Raw genomic sequence first — 16523 nt, 5'->3', positions numbered from 1 at the left:
AAACACTATATAGAAAGGAGGAGTCTGAATGCCTGAGCTGCCAGAGGTGGAAACAGTCCGTAAAACACTTGAACAACTAATCCTTGGAAAAAAAATTAACCATGTGTCCGTGTTTTGGCCAAAAATGGTTAAAAACCCGGTGGATACAGAACAATTTACAGATGCGTTAAGAGGGCAGAGCTTTTTGAAGATTGGAAGGCGAGGCAAGTTCCTCCTTTTGTACACGGAGGAGTACACGCTCGTATCCCACCTCCGAATGGAGGGAAAATATTCCCTCGATTTGGCAGAGGAACCTGTAAATAAACATACACATGTTATCTTTCACTTTGAGGACGGCTACGAATTAAGGTACCGCGATGTCCGTAAATTCGGTACAATGCACTTATTCCTTAAAGGGACAGAGTTCGGCCAGGCTCCTCTATTTGGCCTTGGGCCGGAGCCTTTCTCAATAGAGTTTACGCCTGAATACCTGGCGGGCAGGCTTGCCAGGACCAATCGAAAGATAAAACCAGCCCTGCTTGATCAGACGATTCTTGTTGGACTTGGAAATATTTATGTTGATGAAGCCCTATTCAGGGCGAGAATACATCCTGAGCGCCTGGCTAGCTCCCTTTCGGAGGCAGAAATCGAAGTCCTCCACGAGCAAATTGTGTCCACGTTGGGTGAGGCAGTTGAAAAAGGAGGAAGCACGATCCGCTCTTATGTAAATTCCCAGGGGCAGATGGGGATGTTCCAGCAGGACCTGTTCGTATACGGACGGAAAGGCGAGGAATGCAAGAGCTGCGGCACTCCACTTTTAAAAAGTGTTGTTGGGGGACGGGGCACTCATTTTTGCCCTGCCTGCCAAAAGCTTGAGGAGAGCGGGGAAACAGTATGACACTGACAATCGGACTGACCGGCGGAATTGCAAGCGGCAAAAGTACAGTCTCGCAGATGTGCCTTGACTTGGGCCTGCCAGTCATTGATGCGGATGTTGAAGCCCGCCTGGCAGTTGAACCTGGGGAACCAGCATATGAAAAAATAGCCACAAGCTTCGGCGAAGGAATCCTTCTTCCGGATGGCAGGCTTGACCGCCCAGCACTGGGAGCAATTGTTTTTAATGATGAGGAAAAAAGGCTGCTATTAAATTCAATTGTCCATCCCGAGGTAAGGAAAAGGATGATTGCCAAAAAGGAAGCAGCAATAAACGCAGGAGCCTCCACCGTCATCCTTGATATCCCGCTCCTATTTGAAAGCAAACTTGAATACATGGCCGATAAAACGATTGTGGTATTTGTCGACCCTGAGGTGCAACTGGAGCGGCTCATGGAAAGAAATGCATTTTCACAAAAAGAGGCCGAAGTACGGATCGGTTCGCAAATGCCGCTTCAGGAAAAGGCAAAACGTGCCGATGCCGTCATAGATAATAACGGTGGACTTGACGAAACAAAACGCCAGCTATTGGACATACTTGAAAAGTGGCAGGCAGGAATATAAATTTAATGAGGCTGTCCCAACAAGTTCTGTCATAGGACTTCCCTGGGGAAGCCTTTTGTTTTTTTATGAACGTTTTAATTAGGTTTTGGTTTATGCTAATTAGCGTAGAAACTCTCCCGATTATCGAAAAATCTGCCTCGTGTTTCTTTATTTGTTACACTATTAATGGTATTCTCCGTAATAGAGTACCATTAATTAACGATATTTCTTTATTAAACTCAAAAACTTAGCGAAAACAGCACTTTAATTAGCACCATTATTCATAATTATGTTATACTAATTATATAAAAGACACTTAAAAGTATAACATATATTAGGAAGGGGCCGTTACATGAAGGCGAAAGTTGCTATTAATGGGTTTGGTAGAATCGGAAGAATGGTTTTCCGAAAAGCAATTCTTGAAGATGAAATTGAAATTGTTGCGGTAAATGCCAGTTATCCTGCGGAAACACTGGCACATCTGCTAAAATATGATACAAATCACGGTATATTTCAAGGGGATGTAATCCCTCTTGAAAATGAGTTAATTGTAAACGGCAAAAGGGTTAAGCTGCTATCCAACAGAAATCCGGAGCAGCTTCCATGGGCTGAATTGGATATAGATATTGTAATTGAGGCAACAGGCAAGTTTAATTCCCGCGAAAAAGCTTCACTACATTTAGATGCAGGAGCAAAAAAGGTGATCCTGACTGCTCCTGGAAAAAATGAGGATGTTACGATTGTCGTGGGGGTTAATGAAAATAGACTGGAGATCGACAAACATCATATTATCTCCAATGCCTCATGCACAACAAACTGCCTGGCTCCTGTTGCAAAAATCCTCGATGAGAAATTTGGTATTGAAAATGGATTAATGACGACAATACATTCTTATACAAATGACCAGAAAAATATTGATAACCCCCATAAAGATTTAAGAAGAGCACGGGCTTGCGGCCAATCAATCATTCCGACATCGACAGGTGCGGCTAAGGCGCTGGCTCTAGTCCTGCCACAACTAAAAGGCAAGCTTCATGGCATGGCTTTAAGGGTTCCTACACCAAATGTTTCGCTCGTTGACCTTGTGGTCGATTTGAAAAAGGATGTAACTGTGGAGGATGTGAATGCTGCATTCATCGAGGCTTCAAATAGAGAGTTAAAGGGAATTCTCTCCTTTACGGACGAGCCGCTTGTTTCGGTCGATTTTAACACGAATCCTCACTCTGCGATTATTGATGGCTTGTCCACCATGGTGATGGGAAGCAAAAAAGTGAAGGTTCTTGCCTGGTACGATAATGAATGGGGATACTCATCGAGAGTTGTTGACCTTGCAAAGTTTGTCGCCTCCCAAATATCTCAGCAGTCCAAGATGAAAGTCGGTTAATTATAGCTGTTAAAGAAAGCTGCCAAAACAGGCAGCTTTTTTGGGCTGAGATATAGAATAATGTTGATTTTTAAACGGAGATGATTTAAGCAGAAGGCGCGAGCTCGTTCGAAAATGCAAAAAACGCATTTTCTCCTGCGGTGCTTTTTCAGGGAAGATTATTCAACGTCCTACGGGAGAAAAGGTCAGTGGGAGACCCTGCAGGTGCTTGCGCCGAGGAGGCTCCCAGGCCGCCCGTGGAAAGCGAAGCGCCTGAAGTGGAAATCAACAGAATGGTTTAACAAAGCACTTTTGTTAAAAATACAGTCCGAGAAACAGGTTCTAAATTGAAATTTAATCGTACGCAGGATCAATCTTTTTGCCATGTTTTTTTCAAGATGAAATCTTTTTTAAGAGGTTGCAAAATCAATATAAACGAAGTATACTAGTCATCGTGAGCTTCTGGAACTGGGATTTATCCATTACTTAAAGGGTTAGGACCTCATTGGACTAACTTTCCCCCGTGGTAGTGGCCGAATGCCGTCAACATTGGGTTTCAGAAGAAAACAAACAGTTAGAGGGGGATAATGAATATGGAAACATTAGGAAGGCATGTGATCTCCGAGCTTTGGGGATGCGATTTTGAAAAATTGAACAACATGGACTACATTGAGCAAACGTTTGTTGAAGCCGCACTAAGATCTGGTGCCGAAATTCGCGAGGTAGCTTTTCACAAATTTGCTCCACAAGGTGTTAGTGGAGTCGTGATTATTTCCGAGTCTCATTTAACCATCCACAGTTTTCCTGAGCACGGTTATGCAAGCATCGATGTATACACATGTGGGGATTTGAATCCAAATGTAGCTGCTGATTATATCGCAGCAGCACTGAATGCGAAAACTCGTGAGAATATCGAGCTGCCACGTGGTATGGGACCTGTACAGGTCAAACAAGCTAAAGCTTTGTAATTTCATAATCTAAAAATACCCGGGGCGCGAAGGCGCCTCTTTTTATTTTAAAAGAAAAATACGTTACACTAATACATATAGATTGCTGCATACGTTAAAGATGCGTAACAGCGAGAGACATGGAGGTAGGAACCTTGAAATTGCTTACACGTTTTCGCAATAGCTGTGAAACAAGTGAAGGCCACCAGGATGCTGACTTAAGGACCCATTATTACAGGGCAAACAAGGATGCGCTTTTCCTGACAATTGAAGGAATTTTGAAGAAACGGAAGGGTACAGTTATTACCGACTCGTCGAAGGAACGTGGCGAAATTGCCGCAGATTTGTCTGAGCCTTTTAATTCCTTCCTCATCGCTACGATTGTAACAGTTAGGCCGTTTGAAACCGCGGTTGATTTTCATCTTTCGACAGAGCGTTTTATGCTACTTGGCAATTATCCCGCTTTAAAAAAGGAAATTCTTGATTTTTATAAGGAACTGGACAAGGCGCATACATATACTGGTGCCGGTAAAAACGCTGAATAGTCCTTGTGCATTCCGGAGGTTTTTTATAAGATTAAAGGTGATGGAATAATTAAATTTCACCGCCGGAATTCTCAGTTGGATTCCGGGAATGATGGAGCTGATTTAGTTTGAAATGCCCGGCATGCCAAAATAGCGGAACCCGAGTTCTTGACTCGAGGCCTGTTGATGACGGCCGATCGACAAGAAGACGTCGAGAGTGTGAGAAGTGCGGATATCGATTTACAACCTTTGAAAAGGTTGAAGAAATTCCACTTATTGTTGTAAAAAAAGAAGGAACCCGTGAAGAATTCAGCCGTGATAAAATATTGCGGGGTTTGATTAAAGCATGTGAAAAAAGGCCGGTTGCACTCAAGGAACTTGAGGAAATAACAGCTGATGTTGAAAAAGAGCTGCGCAGCCAGGGAACGTCGGAAATTAAGAGCGAAGCAATTGGGGAAATGGTGATGGACAGACTTGCCCTGGTTGATGAAGTAGCTTATGTCCGGTTTGCTTCAGTTTACCGCCAATTCAAAGATATAAATGTTTTTATCGAAGAGCTTAAGGAATTGCTTAAAAAAGAACAATCGTAACAATTCAGCGGGGAGTTTCCCGACGGACAGCAGGCATTCGCTACAAATGGGCGGATGCCTCGTTTTTCTAAAATAGGTTAGAGGTGAAGGAATATGGCTCAGCACTGGCAGGAATTGGTCCCGGTTGACAGATATGTTGTCTCCTCAAACGGACTGCTTCATGATTACGATAGAAAGATTCTTTCCTTCCTTTATCAGCCACTGATTGGGCCGGATTGCTTTAGTGTCTATTTAACGCTATGGGGAGAGCTTGAGGAAAACCGATTATGGGCTGACCCATCCTCCCACCATTTCCTGATGAACATGACAGGGATGAACCTAAAAGGAATTTATGAGGCAAGGTTAAAGCTCGAGGGCATTGGCCTGCTTAAGACATATGTAAAAAGCGAGGACGAAATCCGGTCATTTATTTATGAATTGCAGCCCCCTCTCAGTCCTGAACAGTTCTTTATGGATGGGATGCTGAATGTCTATCTATACCGTAAAATTGGAAAAAACAATTTCGCCAGACTGAAGAGGTTCTTTTGTGATGGGGCCTTGGATCCGAGTGGCGAATATCAAGATGTCACGAAGGCCTTTCAGGAAGTATATGCTTCAGCCCCTCTTGAAGGCATCCATTATCTGCAGGACAATGCTGCAGACCTGGAAGTTGAGGAAGGACAGCAATTCATTGGCAGGGACGATCCCCAGCCTATTCAAATACCTAACTCGACCTTTGACTTTGACTTGCTTGCATCCGGTTTAAGTGATTCGCTATTGCCAAAAAAGGCCCTTAACCAAAAGGTAAAGGATGCAATAAGCAATTTGGCATTTTTATATTCTATTGATGTCCTGCAAATGAAAAATATTGTTCTCGGTGCTATAAATGAAAACGATGAAATTGATCTGGAAGAGTTAAGGAAGGCTGCGCGTGATTGGTACCAATTTGTCCATTACGACAAGCTGCCAAGCCTTGTGGAGCGTGTTCAGCCTCCTCCATACAGGGAGCAGCTGGAAGAACCAAAAACGCAGGATGAAAAGCTGATTCACTATTTTGAAACTGCATCCCCACTTCAAGTATTAAGGGATTTATCAGGTGGGGCAGAGCCGTCAGCGGCAGATTTGCAAATCATTGAAGAGGTCATGTTTAACCAAAAGCTTATGCCAGGTGTTGTAAATGCTTTGATCCAGACGGTCATGATAAAAAGTGATATGAAAATGACCAAGGCCTATGTGGAGAGGATTGCCAGCCACTGGGCCAGGAAGCAGATAAAAACGGCGAAGCAAGCTGTAGACCTATCGAGGAAGGAACATAAAAAATATCTGGAGTGGAAAAACTCCGGTTCTTCCCCGGCTGCTACTGGTGGTAAACGCCAGACAAAGAAGAATGCAGTCCGGACGGAAATCCTTCCTGATTGGTTTGATGAGGAATCAAATAAGGCCCACCAAGAAGACAAGGGACAAACAGCAGAGCTGGAAGCCAGGAAAAAAGAAGTTGAGGAAAAGCTAAAGGCATTCAGGAATTAAAATGAGGACCGTTACTGAATTGTAAATCCTGTATGGAGCCCGCGAACGAAGGAGGGAGGGAAGAATATGGAACGCATAGACCGAACGCTGAGGCGGCTTGCCTCCAGTGAAAATTTTATGAAACGGTATGAACAAATGAAAGAACAGGTCATTTCCGACCCAGATGTCAAGGCGTTTTTTGAAAAAAATCGACAGGATATCACGGACGGGATGATTGAACGCAGCCTGGTTAAGCTTTATGAATATACGAGTCAAAGCAAGCAATGCAGAGGGTGCGAAAGCCTGGAGAAATGCGTGAATATAATGCAGGGCTTTCATCCCGAACTCGTCCTTACTCGCAATTCGATTGATGTACAGTATGAACGATGCCCGCGCAAAGTAATGGATGATGAAAAACGGAAAAATGAAAGGCTGATCCGCAGCCTCCATGTACCGAAGGATATTCTCCAGGCATCGTTTTCGTCACTGGACATTGATGGTTCACCAGGACGGCTTGACGCCGCAGAAAAAGCAGCCATGTTTGTGATGAATTATATTGATGGAAACAAACCGAAGGGTCTATATTTATACGGAAAATTTGGTGTGGGAAAGTCCTATCTTCTTGGTGCGTTAGCAAACGAGTTGGCTAAAAAGCAAATCTCTTCCATGATTGTCTATGTTCCGGAACTGTTACGTGAAATGAAAACGGCAATAGGGGACAACACGTTGAACGAGAAGATTGAAGCCTTGAAAAAGGAGCCTATCCTGATGCTCGATGATATCGGGGCAGAAGCAATGTCAAGCTGGACAAGGGACGAAGTGCTTGGTCCAATCCTTCAGTACCGGATGCTTGAAAAACTTCCTACGTTTTTCACTTCCAACTTTAATTTTGACCAGCTTGAGCATCATTTGACTTATAGCCAGCGCGGAGAAGAGGAAAAAATGAAAGCCCGCAGGATTATGGAACGGATTAAATATTTGAGTGAGCCGGTTATGCTTGATGGCCCCAACCGGAGAAATTAATTACAAAATCGCAAGCGCCTCGTGACAGACAAAGGAAGTCTCGCGACAGGCAAAATGCGCCTGTCCCTGCGATGATTATTCTTAGAAGCTTTCCTTTGTGGTCTCACCGTACAAACTGGAGGGGTTTCGACTGAGATAAAGGGATCTCTGAAGTTTGCGCATGTGTATGCGCTCCCTCAAAATCCTCATTACGCTGTCGCATAATTTCGTGCGATGTATTCTCAGGGAAGCTTTCCTTGTGCTATCGCTTTTTCTTCGTGCGACGCTTAGGCTGCCGAAGCCTTCCTTGTGGAGCTAGACGTAGACAAAACTCCAAAGTGGAGAAATCCATAAATTTTTTAACATAATGAAGCTGCCGGTCATCCGGCGGCTTTTTTCTGTTTTGGAGCATCTCGCAACGGTGCTGTCCCTCAAGAGTTTTCTTCAATTCCCCTTCTATTCATGGACAGCCTCCCATATATATAACAATAGAATTCTTGGGTACAGGGGGGATTTGGTTGGCGGAGATCCATTTCCGGAATATTCTCGATGCAAAGACTTTTCACCAGCTTCTGCAAAAACACCTGAAACAACGCGGGATTCACACAGATGTTCAGCTGTATGAAGAGCGTCCATATATAAAACTGAAGATCCATGCCCCTGAGGGGGAGTACCTTGATACATTAAAGTTCACATTTAATGAATTTATTTGGAAAGTAAAGTGGGATGAATGGTTCATGGAAATGATTAGAGATGCTTACTTATTTCAAGATTCTGCGGAAATTCAGCATATAACCGACATTATGTATTCCATCCTTGATGGGGAAAGGCAAGACTTGGCTTTGTTTATGGATTTGCCGTTTCCAGGAGAACAAGTAAGGGATTCAATTGAACAAGTCTTAAGTGAAGATGCTTCGCTATCCTTTGATTCTTATGCTAAGTTCAGGCTCCGCGCAGTCTTTGACTATATGAGTGAAATAGCGGCATTGTCCATTGATGAATACAAGATGGAGCAGGAATATCAGATCTTTATTGAATCGCTTAGATCGTTTTTATCAGGACGACCTCCAAAAATAGAAGAAATACACTTGCTTGCTGACGGAGAAGTTACATTTTATGATGGCAATATGCTGGAGGTGAAAAAGACGGAGCTCACAAAAATGATTGACCGGAAGCTTCTGATTAATCATCCTGTATATGTCGATTCTGTGTCAATCGCCCCGCTCCTGTCCATTGCCCCAAGGAGAATCGTTCTATATACTGATCATCATGATTCACCGCTGGTAAGGACAATTGTTAATATTTTTGAAGAAAGAGTACTTCTTCAAAAGAGGGAAAAACTTACGATTGAAGACGGACAATCGGGATAGCTGCTCATGAAAATAGAATGGTTTGTCCGCTGCTTGATTTTTGGCGAATGAATCATTATAATAACGTACATAGCAACTAAACCTAGCAAAAGTAATGATAAGGACATGGGTATTTCTGTACGGTTACCAGAGAGGGAGGGCTTGGTGAAAACCTCCTAACACGATAGAAATGCTTACCACCTTTAAACTCCGGCCGTGAAAATCCCATTTGGATGAGTAATTGCTGGCGGAAGCAGCCGTTATCTGTCCAAAGTCATATCCTGCCCATAGGCGGAGTATGAAAAATTGGGTGGAACCACGTGTGTAACAGCTCGTCCCTTTTCCAGGGACGGGCTTTTTTATTTTTTCAATAGGCTGTTTCACAAACCTTGTTGCTATAATAATCAACAATTTTTTAGAAAACAGCCTTCAATAACATTGTCAGGCGGAAAAGTTAGTAGAACTGCCGGCAGAAAAGGAGGAAAAGTTATGTCAGAGCTAAAAATTAAGTTCCCTGACGGGGCTGTAAAGGAGTTTCCGCAGGGTACCACAACTGAAGATATAGCCCAATCGATTAGCCCCGGCCTTAGGAAAAAAGCGATTGCCGGTAAAGTAAACGGACAAATGTTTGACCTTCGCAGGCCAATTGAAGAGGACGCATCCATTGAAATCGTAACGCCTGATTCACCAGAAGCACTCGAGATCCTTCGCCACAGTACAGCACACTTAATGGCACAGGCAATCAAACGTATTTACCCGGAAGTAAAATTGGGAATTGGGCCAGTTATTGAAGGCGGATTTTACTATGATATCGACCTTAACCAATCGTTGACTCCCGAAGACCTGCCAGCCATTGAGAAGGAAATGGCTAAAATCATTAATGAAAACCTTGATATCGAACGCAAGGAAGTAAGCAGGAAAGAAGCGGAAAGTATTTATAAAGAGATTGATGATGAATACAAGCTCGAGCTCCTTGAAGCAATTCCGGCTGACGAAAAAGTCACCATCTACTATCAGGGAGAATTCTTCGATCTTTGCCGCGGCGTCCATGTCCCGTCGACTGGCAAATTGAAGGAGTTCAAGCTGCTTTCTATCGCCGGTGCTTACTGGCGCGGCAATAGCGACAACAAAATGCTTCAGCGCATTTACGGTACTGCCTTTTTCAAAAAGGAAGACCTAAAAGAGCATCTTCGCTTGCTTGAAGAGGCAAAAGAGCGTGACCACAGAAAAATCGGCAAGGAGCTGGATTTGTTTACTACTTCTCAAAAAGTAGGCCAGGGGCTGCCAATCTGGCTTCCTAAAGGCGCAACAATCCGCCGCATCATCGAACGCTATATCGTTGATAAAGAAACAAAGCTCGGATACGATCACGTTTATACTCCAGTTATGGGAAGTGTCGATCTTTATAAGACTTCCGGGCACTGGGACCATTACCAGGAAGACATGTTCCCTGTGATGGAGATGGATAACGAACAGCTCGTTCTACGCCCGATGAACTGCCCGCACCATATGATGGTGTATAAGAATTCAATGCACAGCTACCGTGAGCTCCCAATTCGGATTGCTGAGCTTGGCCTGCAGCACCGTTATGAAATGTCCGGGGCATTATCCGGGCTTCAGCGCGTACGCGGGATGACATTGAATGATGCACATATTTTTGTAAGACCTGATCAAATAAAGGAAGAGTTTAAACGTGTTGTAAATCTTATTCTTAGTGTTTATAAAGATTTTGAACTGAATGACTACTCCTTCCGGCTATCTTACCGGGATCCGGAAAACACTGAAAAATATTTCGATGATGATGATATGTGGGAAAAGGCCCAGGCGATGCTGAAAGAAACAATGGATGATCTCGGCCTCGAGTATTTCGAGGCTGAAGGGGAAGCGGCATTCTATGGTCCAAAGCTAGACGTACAAGTTCGCACTGCTTTGGGCAAGGATGAAACATTGTCAACAGTCCAGTTGGATTTCTTGTTGCCTGAACGTTTCGACCTTACTTATGTTGGTGAGGATGGCAAGCAGCACCGTCCAGTTGTTATCCACCGCGGTGTCGTTTCCACTATGGAACGATTTGTCGCCTTCCTGATTGAAGAATATAAGGGTGCATTCCCGGCTTGGCTGGCCCCTGTCCAGGTTCAGGTTATCCCGGTCTCTCCATCAGTCCACTATGACTATGCCCGAAAAGTACAGGAACAGCTTCAAGAAGCAGGCTTCCGTGTCGAGCTAGACAGCAGGGATGAAAAAATTGGCTATAAAATCCGTGAAGCCCAAATGCAAAAGACTCCTTACATGCTTGTCGTCGGTGACAAAGAAGTTGAGGAGAATGCGGTCAATGTCCGGAAATATGGCGAGCAAAATTCTGAAACAATCGCCTTTGCCGACTTCGTGTCGCAATTGAAGAATGAAGTAAACAGATAAAGTTCCAACAATGAACAAATGGCTGCCGGTTGCCGGCAGCCATTTGCTATATTTACAGGCATCAGAACCTGTCTTTGCGTCTTTCACGAATATCAGTTTCGCCTTCAGACTCGATATGCGCTTCTTCACGCTTAACATTCTCAACAACTCGTTCGCTAGACTCGACTTCTTTTTTGCCAATGACAAGCTCTTCATTCACAACCGGTTTTTTCGTAACCTCAACCTTTTCTTCAACAATCGGGACGCGAATCGTTTCGTTCTCACCAATTGGTCCCGCATCCAGATTAGCTTCATTGCCATCAGCCGGGCGCCGTTCTACATATACCTCTTCATGTGTTACAGGAACATCAATCGTTTTTTGTTCCTCAACAACATCTTTATGAATCTCAACTTCGCCTGTTTGGACTCGATCCTTGTCCACTTTTAGCTGCTCTTCACGGAGCCTTAAAGTCCGCTCTTCGTCGGATTCAAGTGTATCGGATGTAGTAGTGGATGCAATATTGGTTCCGCTTTGCACAGGTGTATCATTAAAGAGACCGGTTGAGGCGGCTCCCGCATCTACTGCTTTCCCGCCATGGATCTCTTCAAATAAAATCAGTCTGCCTGACTCCAGGTCACCGGCATATTCCCTTGCTTCAGTTTCACTTACACCGGCTCCGACTAATCGATCATAATAGGAATTATCCATATCTTGGGACAAACCATCTAATTTTGAAACCATTTTATCTAAGAATCCTTTGTCCTCTTTTGTATCACCATGGTATATTTGTGCTTCGGACATGCCTGTTAAATTGCCAAGCCTGGACATAGAGTCCTCTGTGTTACCAAAAACAGATAGATTGGTTAGACTGTTTCCGTCCTTTTGATATCGTTCAACCGCTTCAATTAGTTCCTCTTGTGTGTTATAAACACCAACGACTCGTTTTCGCATATTTTACAACCTCCTGAATTGGTAATCGCCTCTTTCATATGGGCGTATTGAGGTAATTCCCGCCATTGGGGATATAGAAACAAACTTTAGTTGGAATCTTTACCATAATTTGGTATGAAGTTTTTCGGAAATAAACAGAATTACATATTGATTAAAAATTTGTGGTCTGATAAAATACTAAACGTTGCCGATAAAAAAACAGCATGTTTGACACAATGGTTCGTATGTGATATAGTTACAAAGGTGAAAAAGAATACGATTTGTTGGGAAGAAGAAGCACCCGCTTCTCACCTGGCTGACGCAGTGGCTGTTGGCAGGTTTTACGTTATGGTTTGTTTCAAACCTTATTTATGTACGTAAGTGTGGGTGTATGCATCCGCGCTTTTTTTATTGAAAAAAAACCTGTCCGGCACACCGGCGGCAGCGTATTCGTTATTAAACCCTGGAGGTGTCTAACTATTAGCAAAGAACAAATGTTGTTGAACGAAGGCATTCGCGCACGCGAAGTTCGCCTTATTGACCAAAATGGCGAGCAGCTGGGAATTAAATCGAAATTTGAAGCGCTCGAAATCGCAGGCCGCGCCAATCTTGACCTGGTGCTTGTAGCACCTAACGCCAAGCCACCTGTGGCCAGAATTATGGATTATGGCAAGTTCAAGTTCGAACAGCAAAAGAAAGACAAAGAAGCTCGAAAGAACCAAAAAGTCATTACGACTAAAGAGGTTCGCCTGAGCCCGTCCATTGATGAACATGACTTTAACACAAAGCTTCGCAATGCGATTAAGTTCCTTGAAAAAGGCGATAAGGTTAAAGCATCGATTCGCTTCAAGGGGCGTGCGATTACACATAAGGAAATCGGCCAGCGTGTACTGGACCGTTTTGCTCAAGAGTGCAAGGAAGTTGCGACGATCGAATCTCATCCTAAAATGGATGGCCGGAGCATGTTCCTGGTTTTAGCACCTAAAAACGACAAGTAACAAGGAGGACATCCCCATGCCAAAAATGAAAACTCACCGTGGAACTGCTAAGCGTTTCAAAAAAACCGGAACTGGTAAACTGAAGCGTTCCCACGCATATACTAGCCACTTGTTTGCAAACAAGTCAACAAAAGCAAAGCGCAAGCTTCGTAAATCTGCAATTGTTTCCAAAGGCGATTTTAGACGTATTCGCCAAATGCTTGACAATGTTAAGTAATCTCGAACGATCGATTCACATATAGGAGGGAAATTACATGCCACGTGTAAAAGGCGGTACTGTAACGCGTAAGCGTCGTAAAAAAGTTCTTAAATTAGCTAAAGGTTATTTTGGTTCTAAACATACATTATATAAAGTTGCTAACCAGCAGGTTATGAAATCCCTGCAATATGCTTACCGTGACCGTCGCCAGAAGAAGCGCGACTTCCGTAAGCTTTGGATCACTCGTATCAACGCTGCAGCACGCATCAACGGCCTTTCTTATAGCCGCCTGATGCATGGCTTGAAGCTTGCTGGTGTTGAAGTGAACCGCAAGATGCTTGCTGAGCTTGCAGTAAGCGATGCTCAAGCTTTCGCACAACTTGCTGATGTTGCTAAAGCACAGTACAATAAGTAATTTAAGATGATAAAGCCATTTCCGTAACTGGGAATGGCTTTTTCTTCATATCCCAAGGGGGAATTTCGATGGGAAAGACAATTTTTACATATTTGCTCCTTATAAATATCATTTCCTTTACGTTAATGGGGATTGATAAAAAAAGGGCGAGAAATGGACAATATAGGATTTCTGAACAGACGCTTTGGCTGTCAGCATTGGCTGGAGGAGCGATTGGAGCAACGGTCGGAATGAATTTTTTCCGGCATAAAACAAAGCATAGTGCATTTAAATATGGTTTTCCTTTACTTGCAGCCTTAGAAATCGTGGCTTTCTTATATGTATCAGCCAAATTTTATTAAAACAGCAGGTAAAGACCAATATTTCGTTTCTTTTTAAGGGGATTTGTAATCTTATATACGTAAACTAAAGAATTGCTGAAGTGAACATACTTTTATGATTGGATCGGAAGGAACGAAGACCCGTTCGCCAAAATGCACTTGCATTTTCTCCTTTGGTGCTTTTTGCGGGGAGGTTTATTCAACGTCCTGCGGGAAAAGCGGTACAGGGGTGCGTTATCTGCTCAAATTCCAACATGCCTGGAGGAGATTCAATATGCATTATACGTTAAAAGTTAAATTAGTACATAAGGATGCCAAATTGCCATTTAGGGCAAATCCAGGGGATGCTGGTCTCGATTTGTACTCGGTGGAAGAAAAGGTAATTAAGCCAGGAGAAGCTGCATTGGTTCGTACAGGGATCATTTTGGAACTTCCGGAGGGTACGGAAGCGCAGGTGAGGCCGAGAAGCGGTCTGGCTTTAAAGCATGCCGTGACGGTACTGAATAGTCCTGGAACAATTGATGAAGGGTATAGGGGAGAAATACAGGTTATTTTAATCAATCATGGAAAAGAAGAATTTCGGGTAGAAAAGCAAATGAGGATTGCACAAATCATCGTTGCCCCTGTCCCAAAGGTAGAAGTAATGGAAATAACCGAGCTTACCGAATCCGATAGAGGCAGGGGAGGATTTGGATCCTCGGGAATAAACTAGAGTTTAAAATAACAAATCATTATTGACTGGATTGAAAGAGGCTTCTCTTGAAGTGCTCTCCTATATAGGGAAAATTACAATTGTTGCTGTCACTGAACAAGAGTTAAATAACTTTATCGTAACAGTCTATGCTAATTCCGCTACCAAAGTTTTTGGTTGGCATTATTCTAGTTGAAGAGGAATATTTTACCGAAGGTGACTTAAACTAAAAAGCAAACAGGAAGTATGTATTAACAGAAAATTTTTACAAACAGCCAGGCTTTTTGTATAATGAACGGGCGAAGAGATGTACAGGCCTTAGTTACATACTGCCTGCATGGACCTATAAAAGAGGGGAGTCAATCGAATGGCACAACAATTAGATGAAACATTGCAAATGCTAAAAGCACTAACCGATGCAAAGGGCATCCCGGGAAATGAGAGGGAAGTCCGCGAGGTTATGAAAGAGTACATAGCGCCATATGCAGACGAAATCACAACTGATGGACTTGGCAGCTTGATTGCCATAAAGACAGGGAAGGAAGGCGGCCCAAAAATCATGGTAGCCGGACATCTTGATGAGGTCGGCTTCATGGTAACGCAAATTGATGAAAAAGGCTTTATCCACTTTCAGCCTGTTGGCGGCTGGTGGAACCAGGTCATGCTCGCCCAGCGTGTTACAATCGTTACCCGCAAAGGTGAGGTGACGGGTGTAATTGGGTCAAAGCCCCCTCATATCCTAACAGCCGAACAAAGGAAAAAGCCGGTTGAAATCAAGGATATGTTCATTGATATTGGTGCGGCAAGCAGGGATGAAGCTTCTGAATGGGGAGTACGCCCTGGTGATATGATCGTTCCTTACTTTGAATTCACTGTTATGAAAAATGAAAAGATGCTGCTTGCCAAAGCTTGGGATAACCGGATTGGCTGTGCGGTGGCAATTGATGTCCTGAAGCAGCTCAAAGATGTGGAGCATCCAAACGTAGTGTACGGAGTCGGAACGATTCAGGAAGAGGTCGGCCTGCGCGGTGCACGGACAGCCGCCGCTAAAATTGACCCTGATATCGGCTTTGGCGTCGATGTCGGTATCGCTGGTGACACACCGGGAGTTACCGAAAAGGAAGCGCTTGGAAAAATGGGTAAAGGCCCGCAAATTATTCTTTACGATGCTTCAATGGTCTCCCATAAAGGGCTTCGCGACTTCATTACGGATACAGCGGATGAATTGAATATCCCTTACCAATTCGACACTGTCCCGGGTGGCGGTACGGATGCAGGGGCCATTCACCTTTCCCATAACGGTGTGCCCGCATTGGCCATCACCATTGCGACAAGATATATTCACTCCCATGCCGCAATGCTTCACCGTGATGACTATGAGAACACAGTCAAACTGATTGTTGAGGTTATCAAACGCCTCGATGAACAAACTGTCCAAAACATTAAATTAGGGTAAGTAAACAGGGACGGTTCTCATCAGAGGAGAACCGTCCCTATTCGTTATCCCGCATTAAGGGGCAGTAAGCCTCTTTCAGAGACAACTGTCCCTAAATGCCCGATTGGTTCAACTAACAATCAGTGGGGATGAACCCCCCACTGATTGAAGTTTCACTTTATTGTTTTAACCCGCCTTCAAGGGCCTGGAGCATTTCTTTCTTTTCTTGTTCGGATGAGTTGTTCCAGATAATTTCAAAAAGGACGCCTAGGCCGGGAAGCATTTTCTCTTCACCTGTCTGGATTGCATCGACAATCGTATCCTCAAGCTCCTGCTGAGTGTTGTTTGCAATATTGTGGATAACGGCTGCACGTAAATCGAGATCCATTCTTTATTCCTCCTTTTTCAATGTTCCCTACTAT

Annotated in this window: 18 protein-coding genes and 1 other annotated feature; of the genes, 16 read left to right on the top strand and 2 right to left on the bottom strand. The window is 43.8% G+C overall.

Annotated elements, in window-relative coordinates:
• The first annotated feature begins 28 nt into the window (after nucleotides 1-28).
• The 10 genes from mutM to thrS all read left to right on the top strand — a co-directional run bounded on the left by mutM (nucleotide 29) and on the right by thrS (nucleotide 11133).
• Entirely contained in the window at nucleotides 29-877 is an 849-nt protein-coding gene (gene mutM / locus A8F94_RS05705; protein WP_066196840.1) for a DNA-formamidopyrimidine glycosylase, read from the top strand.
• Nucleotides 874-1476, top strand: coding sequence for a dephospho-CoA kinase (coaE, locus tag A8F94_RS05700; protein ID WP_066196838.1), 603 nt, complete (start codon nucleotides 874-876; stop codon nucleotides 1474-1476). The genes mutM and coaE overlap by 4 nt, the downstream gene beginning before the upstream one ends.
• Before the next feature lie 331 nt (nucleotides 1477-1807).
• Nucleotides 1808-2839, top strand: a complete 1032-nt coding sequence (locus tag A8F94_RS05695; RefSeq protein ID WP_066196835.1) for a glyceraldehyde-3-phosphate dehydrogenase — start codon at nucleotides 1808-1810, stop codon at nucleotides 2837-2839.
• A gap of 572 nt (nucleotides 2840-3411) precedes the next feature.
• Nucleotides 3412-3786: an adenosylmethionine decarboxylase gene (gene speD, locus A8F94_RS05690; RefSeq protein ID WP_053598736.1), complete on the top strand. Its 375-nt coding sequence runs from the start codon at nucleotides 3412-3414 to the stop codon at nucleotides 3784-3786.
• 134 nt (nucleotides 3787-3920) lie between these two features.
• Entirely contained in the window at nucleotides 3921-4310 is a 390-nt protein-coding gene (locus tag A8F94_RS05685; protein WP_077247566.1) for a hypothetical protein, read from the top strand.
• A gap of 107 nt (nucleotides 4311-4417) precedes the next feature.
• Nucleotides 4418-4879, top strand: coding sequence for a transcriptional regulator NrdR (nrdR, locus tag A8F94_RS05680; RefSeq protein ID WP_066196831.1), 462 nt, complete (start codon nucleotides 4418-4420; stop codon nucleotides 4877-4879).
• A 93-nt stretch (nucleotides 4880-4972) separates the two neighbouring features.
• Entirely contained in the window at nucleotides 4973-6385 is a 1413-nt protein-coding gene (locus A8F94_RS05675; RefSeq protein WP_066196829.1) for a replication initiation and membrane attachment family protein, read from the top strand.
• Between the two features lie 66 nt (nucleotides 6386-6451).
• Nucleotides 6452-7387 carry a primosomal protein DnaI gene (dnaI, locus tag A8F94_RS05670; RefSeq protein WP_066196827.1) on the top strand — a complete coding sequence of 312 codons (936 nt, stop codon included), beginning with the start codon at nucleotides 6452-6454 and terminating at the stop codon, nucleotides 7385-7387.
• A 497-nt stretch (nucleotides 7388-7884) separates the two neighbouring features.
• A complete protein-coding gene (locus tag A8F94_RS05665) occupies nucleotides 7885-8736 on the top strand; it encodes a putative sporulation protein YtxC (RefSeq protein WP_066196826.1) in 852 nt (283 codons plus the stop codon).
• A 468-nt stretch (nucleotides 8737-9204) separates the two neighbouring features.
• Nucleotides 9205-11133, top strand: a complete 1929-nt coding sequence (gene thrS / locus A8F94_RS05660; protein WP_066196824.1) for a threonine--tRNA ligase — start codon at nucleotides 9205-9207, stop codon at nucleotides 11131-11133.
• 61 nt (nucleotides 11134-11194) lie between these two features.
• Here the strand turns inward: thrS and A8F94_RS05655 are convergent, their stop codons facing one another.
• A complete protein-coding gene (locus A8F94_RS05655; protein ID WP_066196822.1) occupies nucleotides 11195-12064 on the bottom strand; it encodes a YsnF/AvaK domain-containing protein in 870 nt (289 codons plus the stop codon).
• A gap of 262 nt (nucleotides 12065-12326) precedes the next feature.
• Nucleotides 12327-12458: a sequence feature (ribosomal protein L20 leader region), on the top strand.
• 79 nt (nucleotides 12459-12537) lie between these two features.
• Here A8F94_RS05655 and infC point away from each other — a divergent pair.
• The 6 genes from infC (at nucleotide 12538) to A8F94_RS05625 (ending at nucleotide 16122) form a co-directional block, all read left to right on the top strand.
• A complete protein-coding gene (gene infC, locus A8F94_RS05650; protein WP_066196820.1) occupies nucleotides 12538-13041 on the top strand; it encodes a translation initiation factor IF-3 in 504 nt (167 codons plus the stop codon).
• A 16-nt stretch (nucleotides 13042-13057) separates the two neighbouring features.
• Nucleotides 13058-13258: a 50S ribosomal protein L35 gene (gene rpmI / locus A8F94_RS05645; RefSeq protein ID WP_066196819.1), complete on the top strand. Its 201-nt coding sequence runs from the start codon at nucleotides 13058-13060 to the stop codon at nucleotides 13256-13258.
• Between the two features lie 37 nt (nucleotides 13259-13295).
• Nucleotides 13296-13655 (top strand): 50S ribosomal protein L20, encoded by a 360-nt coding sequence (rplT, locus tag A8F94_RS05640; RefSeq protein ID WP_066196817.1) that lies wholly within the window; start codon nucleotides 13296-13298, stop codon nucleotides 13653-13655.
• Nucleotides 13656-13723: 68 nt separating this feature from the next.
• Nucleotides 13724-13996 carry a DUF1294 domain-containing protein gene (locus tag A8F94_RS05635; protein WP_066196816.1) on the top strand — a complete coding sequence of 91 codons (273 nt, stop codon included), beginning with the start codon at nucleotides 13724-13726 and terminating at the stop codon, nucleotides 13994-13996.
• A 253-nt stretch (nucleotides 13997-14249) separates the two neighbouring features.
• A complete protein-coding gene (dut, locus tag A8F94_RS05630; protein ID WP_066196815.1) occupies nucleotides 14250-14687 on the top strand; it encodes a dUTP diphosphatase in 438 nt (145 codons plus the stop codon).
• A gap of 346 nt (nucleotides 14688-15033) precedes the next feature.
• A complete protein-coding gene (locus A8F94_RS05625; protein WP_066196813.1) occupies nucleotides 15034-16122 on the top strand; it encodes a M42 family metallopeptidase in 1089 nt (362 codons plus the stop codon).
• Between the two features lie 157 nt (nucleotides 16123-16279).
• Here the strand turns inward: A8F94_RS05625 and sspI are convergent, their stop codons facing one another.
• Nucleotides 16280-16489: a small acid-soluble spore protein SspI gene (gene sspI / locus A8F94_RS05620; RefSeq protein WP_066196811.1), complete on the bottom strand. Its 210-nt coding sequence runs from the start codon at nucleotides 16487-16489 to the stop codon at nucleotides 16280-16282.
• Between the last annotated feature and the right edge of the window lie 34 nt (nucleotides 16490-16523).

The sequence above is a fragment of the Bacillus sp. FJAT-27225 genome, assembly GCF_001685025.1.
In the GTDB taxonomy this organism is placed as follows: domain Bacteria; phylum Bacillota; class Bacilli; order Bacillales; family Cytobacillaceae; genus Bacillus_D.
This window is presented reverse-complemented; position numbering and strand designations above follow the sequence as displayed.

Coding starts and splice junctions, on each gene's coding strand:
- mutM (WP_066196840.1), top strand. CDS start 29: ATGCCTGAGCTGCCAGAGGTGGAAACAGTCCGTAAAACACTTGAACAA.
- coaE (WP_066196838.1), top strand. CDS start 874: ATGACACTGACAATCGGACTGACCGGCGGAATTGCAAGCGGCAAAAGT.
- A8F94_RS05695 (WP_066196835.1), top strand. CDS start 1,808: ATGAAGGCGAAAGTTGCTATTAATGGGTTTGGTAGAATCGGAAGAATG.
- speD (WP_053598736.1), top strand. CDS start 3,412: ATGGAAACATTAGGAAGGCATGTGATCTCCGAGCTTTGGGGATGCGAT.
- A8F94_RS05675 (WP_066196829.1), top strand. CDS start 4,973: ATGGCTCAGCACTGGCAGGAATTGGTCCCGGTTGACAGATATGTTGTC.
- dnaI (WP_066196827.1), top strand. CDS start 6,452: ATGGAACGCATAGACCGAACGCTGAGGCGGCTTGCCTCCAGTGAAAAT.
- thrS (WP_066196824.1), top strand. CDS start 9,205: ATGTCAGAGCTAAAAATTAAGTTCCCTGACGGGGCTGTAAAGGAGTTT.
- A8F94_RS05655 (WP_066196822.1), bottom strand. CDS start 12,064: ATGCGAAAACGAGTCGTTGGTGTTTATAACACACAAGAGGAACTAATT.
- infC (WP_066196820.1), top strand. CDS start 12,538: ATGTTGTTGAACGAAGGCATTCGCGCACGCGAAGTTCGCCTTATTGAC.
- rpmI (WP_066196819.1), top strand. CDS start 13,058: ATGCCAAAAATGAAAACTCACCGTGGAACTGCTAAGCGTTTCAAAAAA.
- rplT (WP_066196817.1), top strand. CDS start 13,296: ATGCCACGTGTAAAAGGCGGTACTGTAACGCGTAAGCGTCGTAAAAAA.
- A8F94_RS05635 (WP_066196816.1), top strand. CDS start 13,724: ATGGGAAAGACAATTTTTACATATTTGCTCCTTATAAATATCATTTCC.
- dut (WP_066196815.1), top strand. CDS start 14,250: ATGCATTATACGTTAAAAGTTAAATTAGTACATAAGGATGCCAAATTG.
- A8F94_RS05625 (WP_066196813.1), top strand. CDS start 15,034: ATGGCACAACAATTAGATGAAACATTGCAAATGCTAAAAGCACTAACC.
- sspI (WP_066196811.1), bottom strand. CDS start 16,489: ATGGATCTCGATTTACGTGCAGCCGTTATCCACAATATTGCAAACAAC.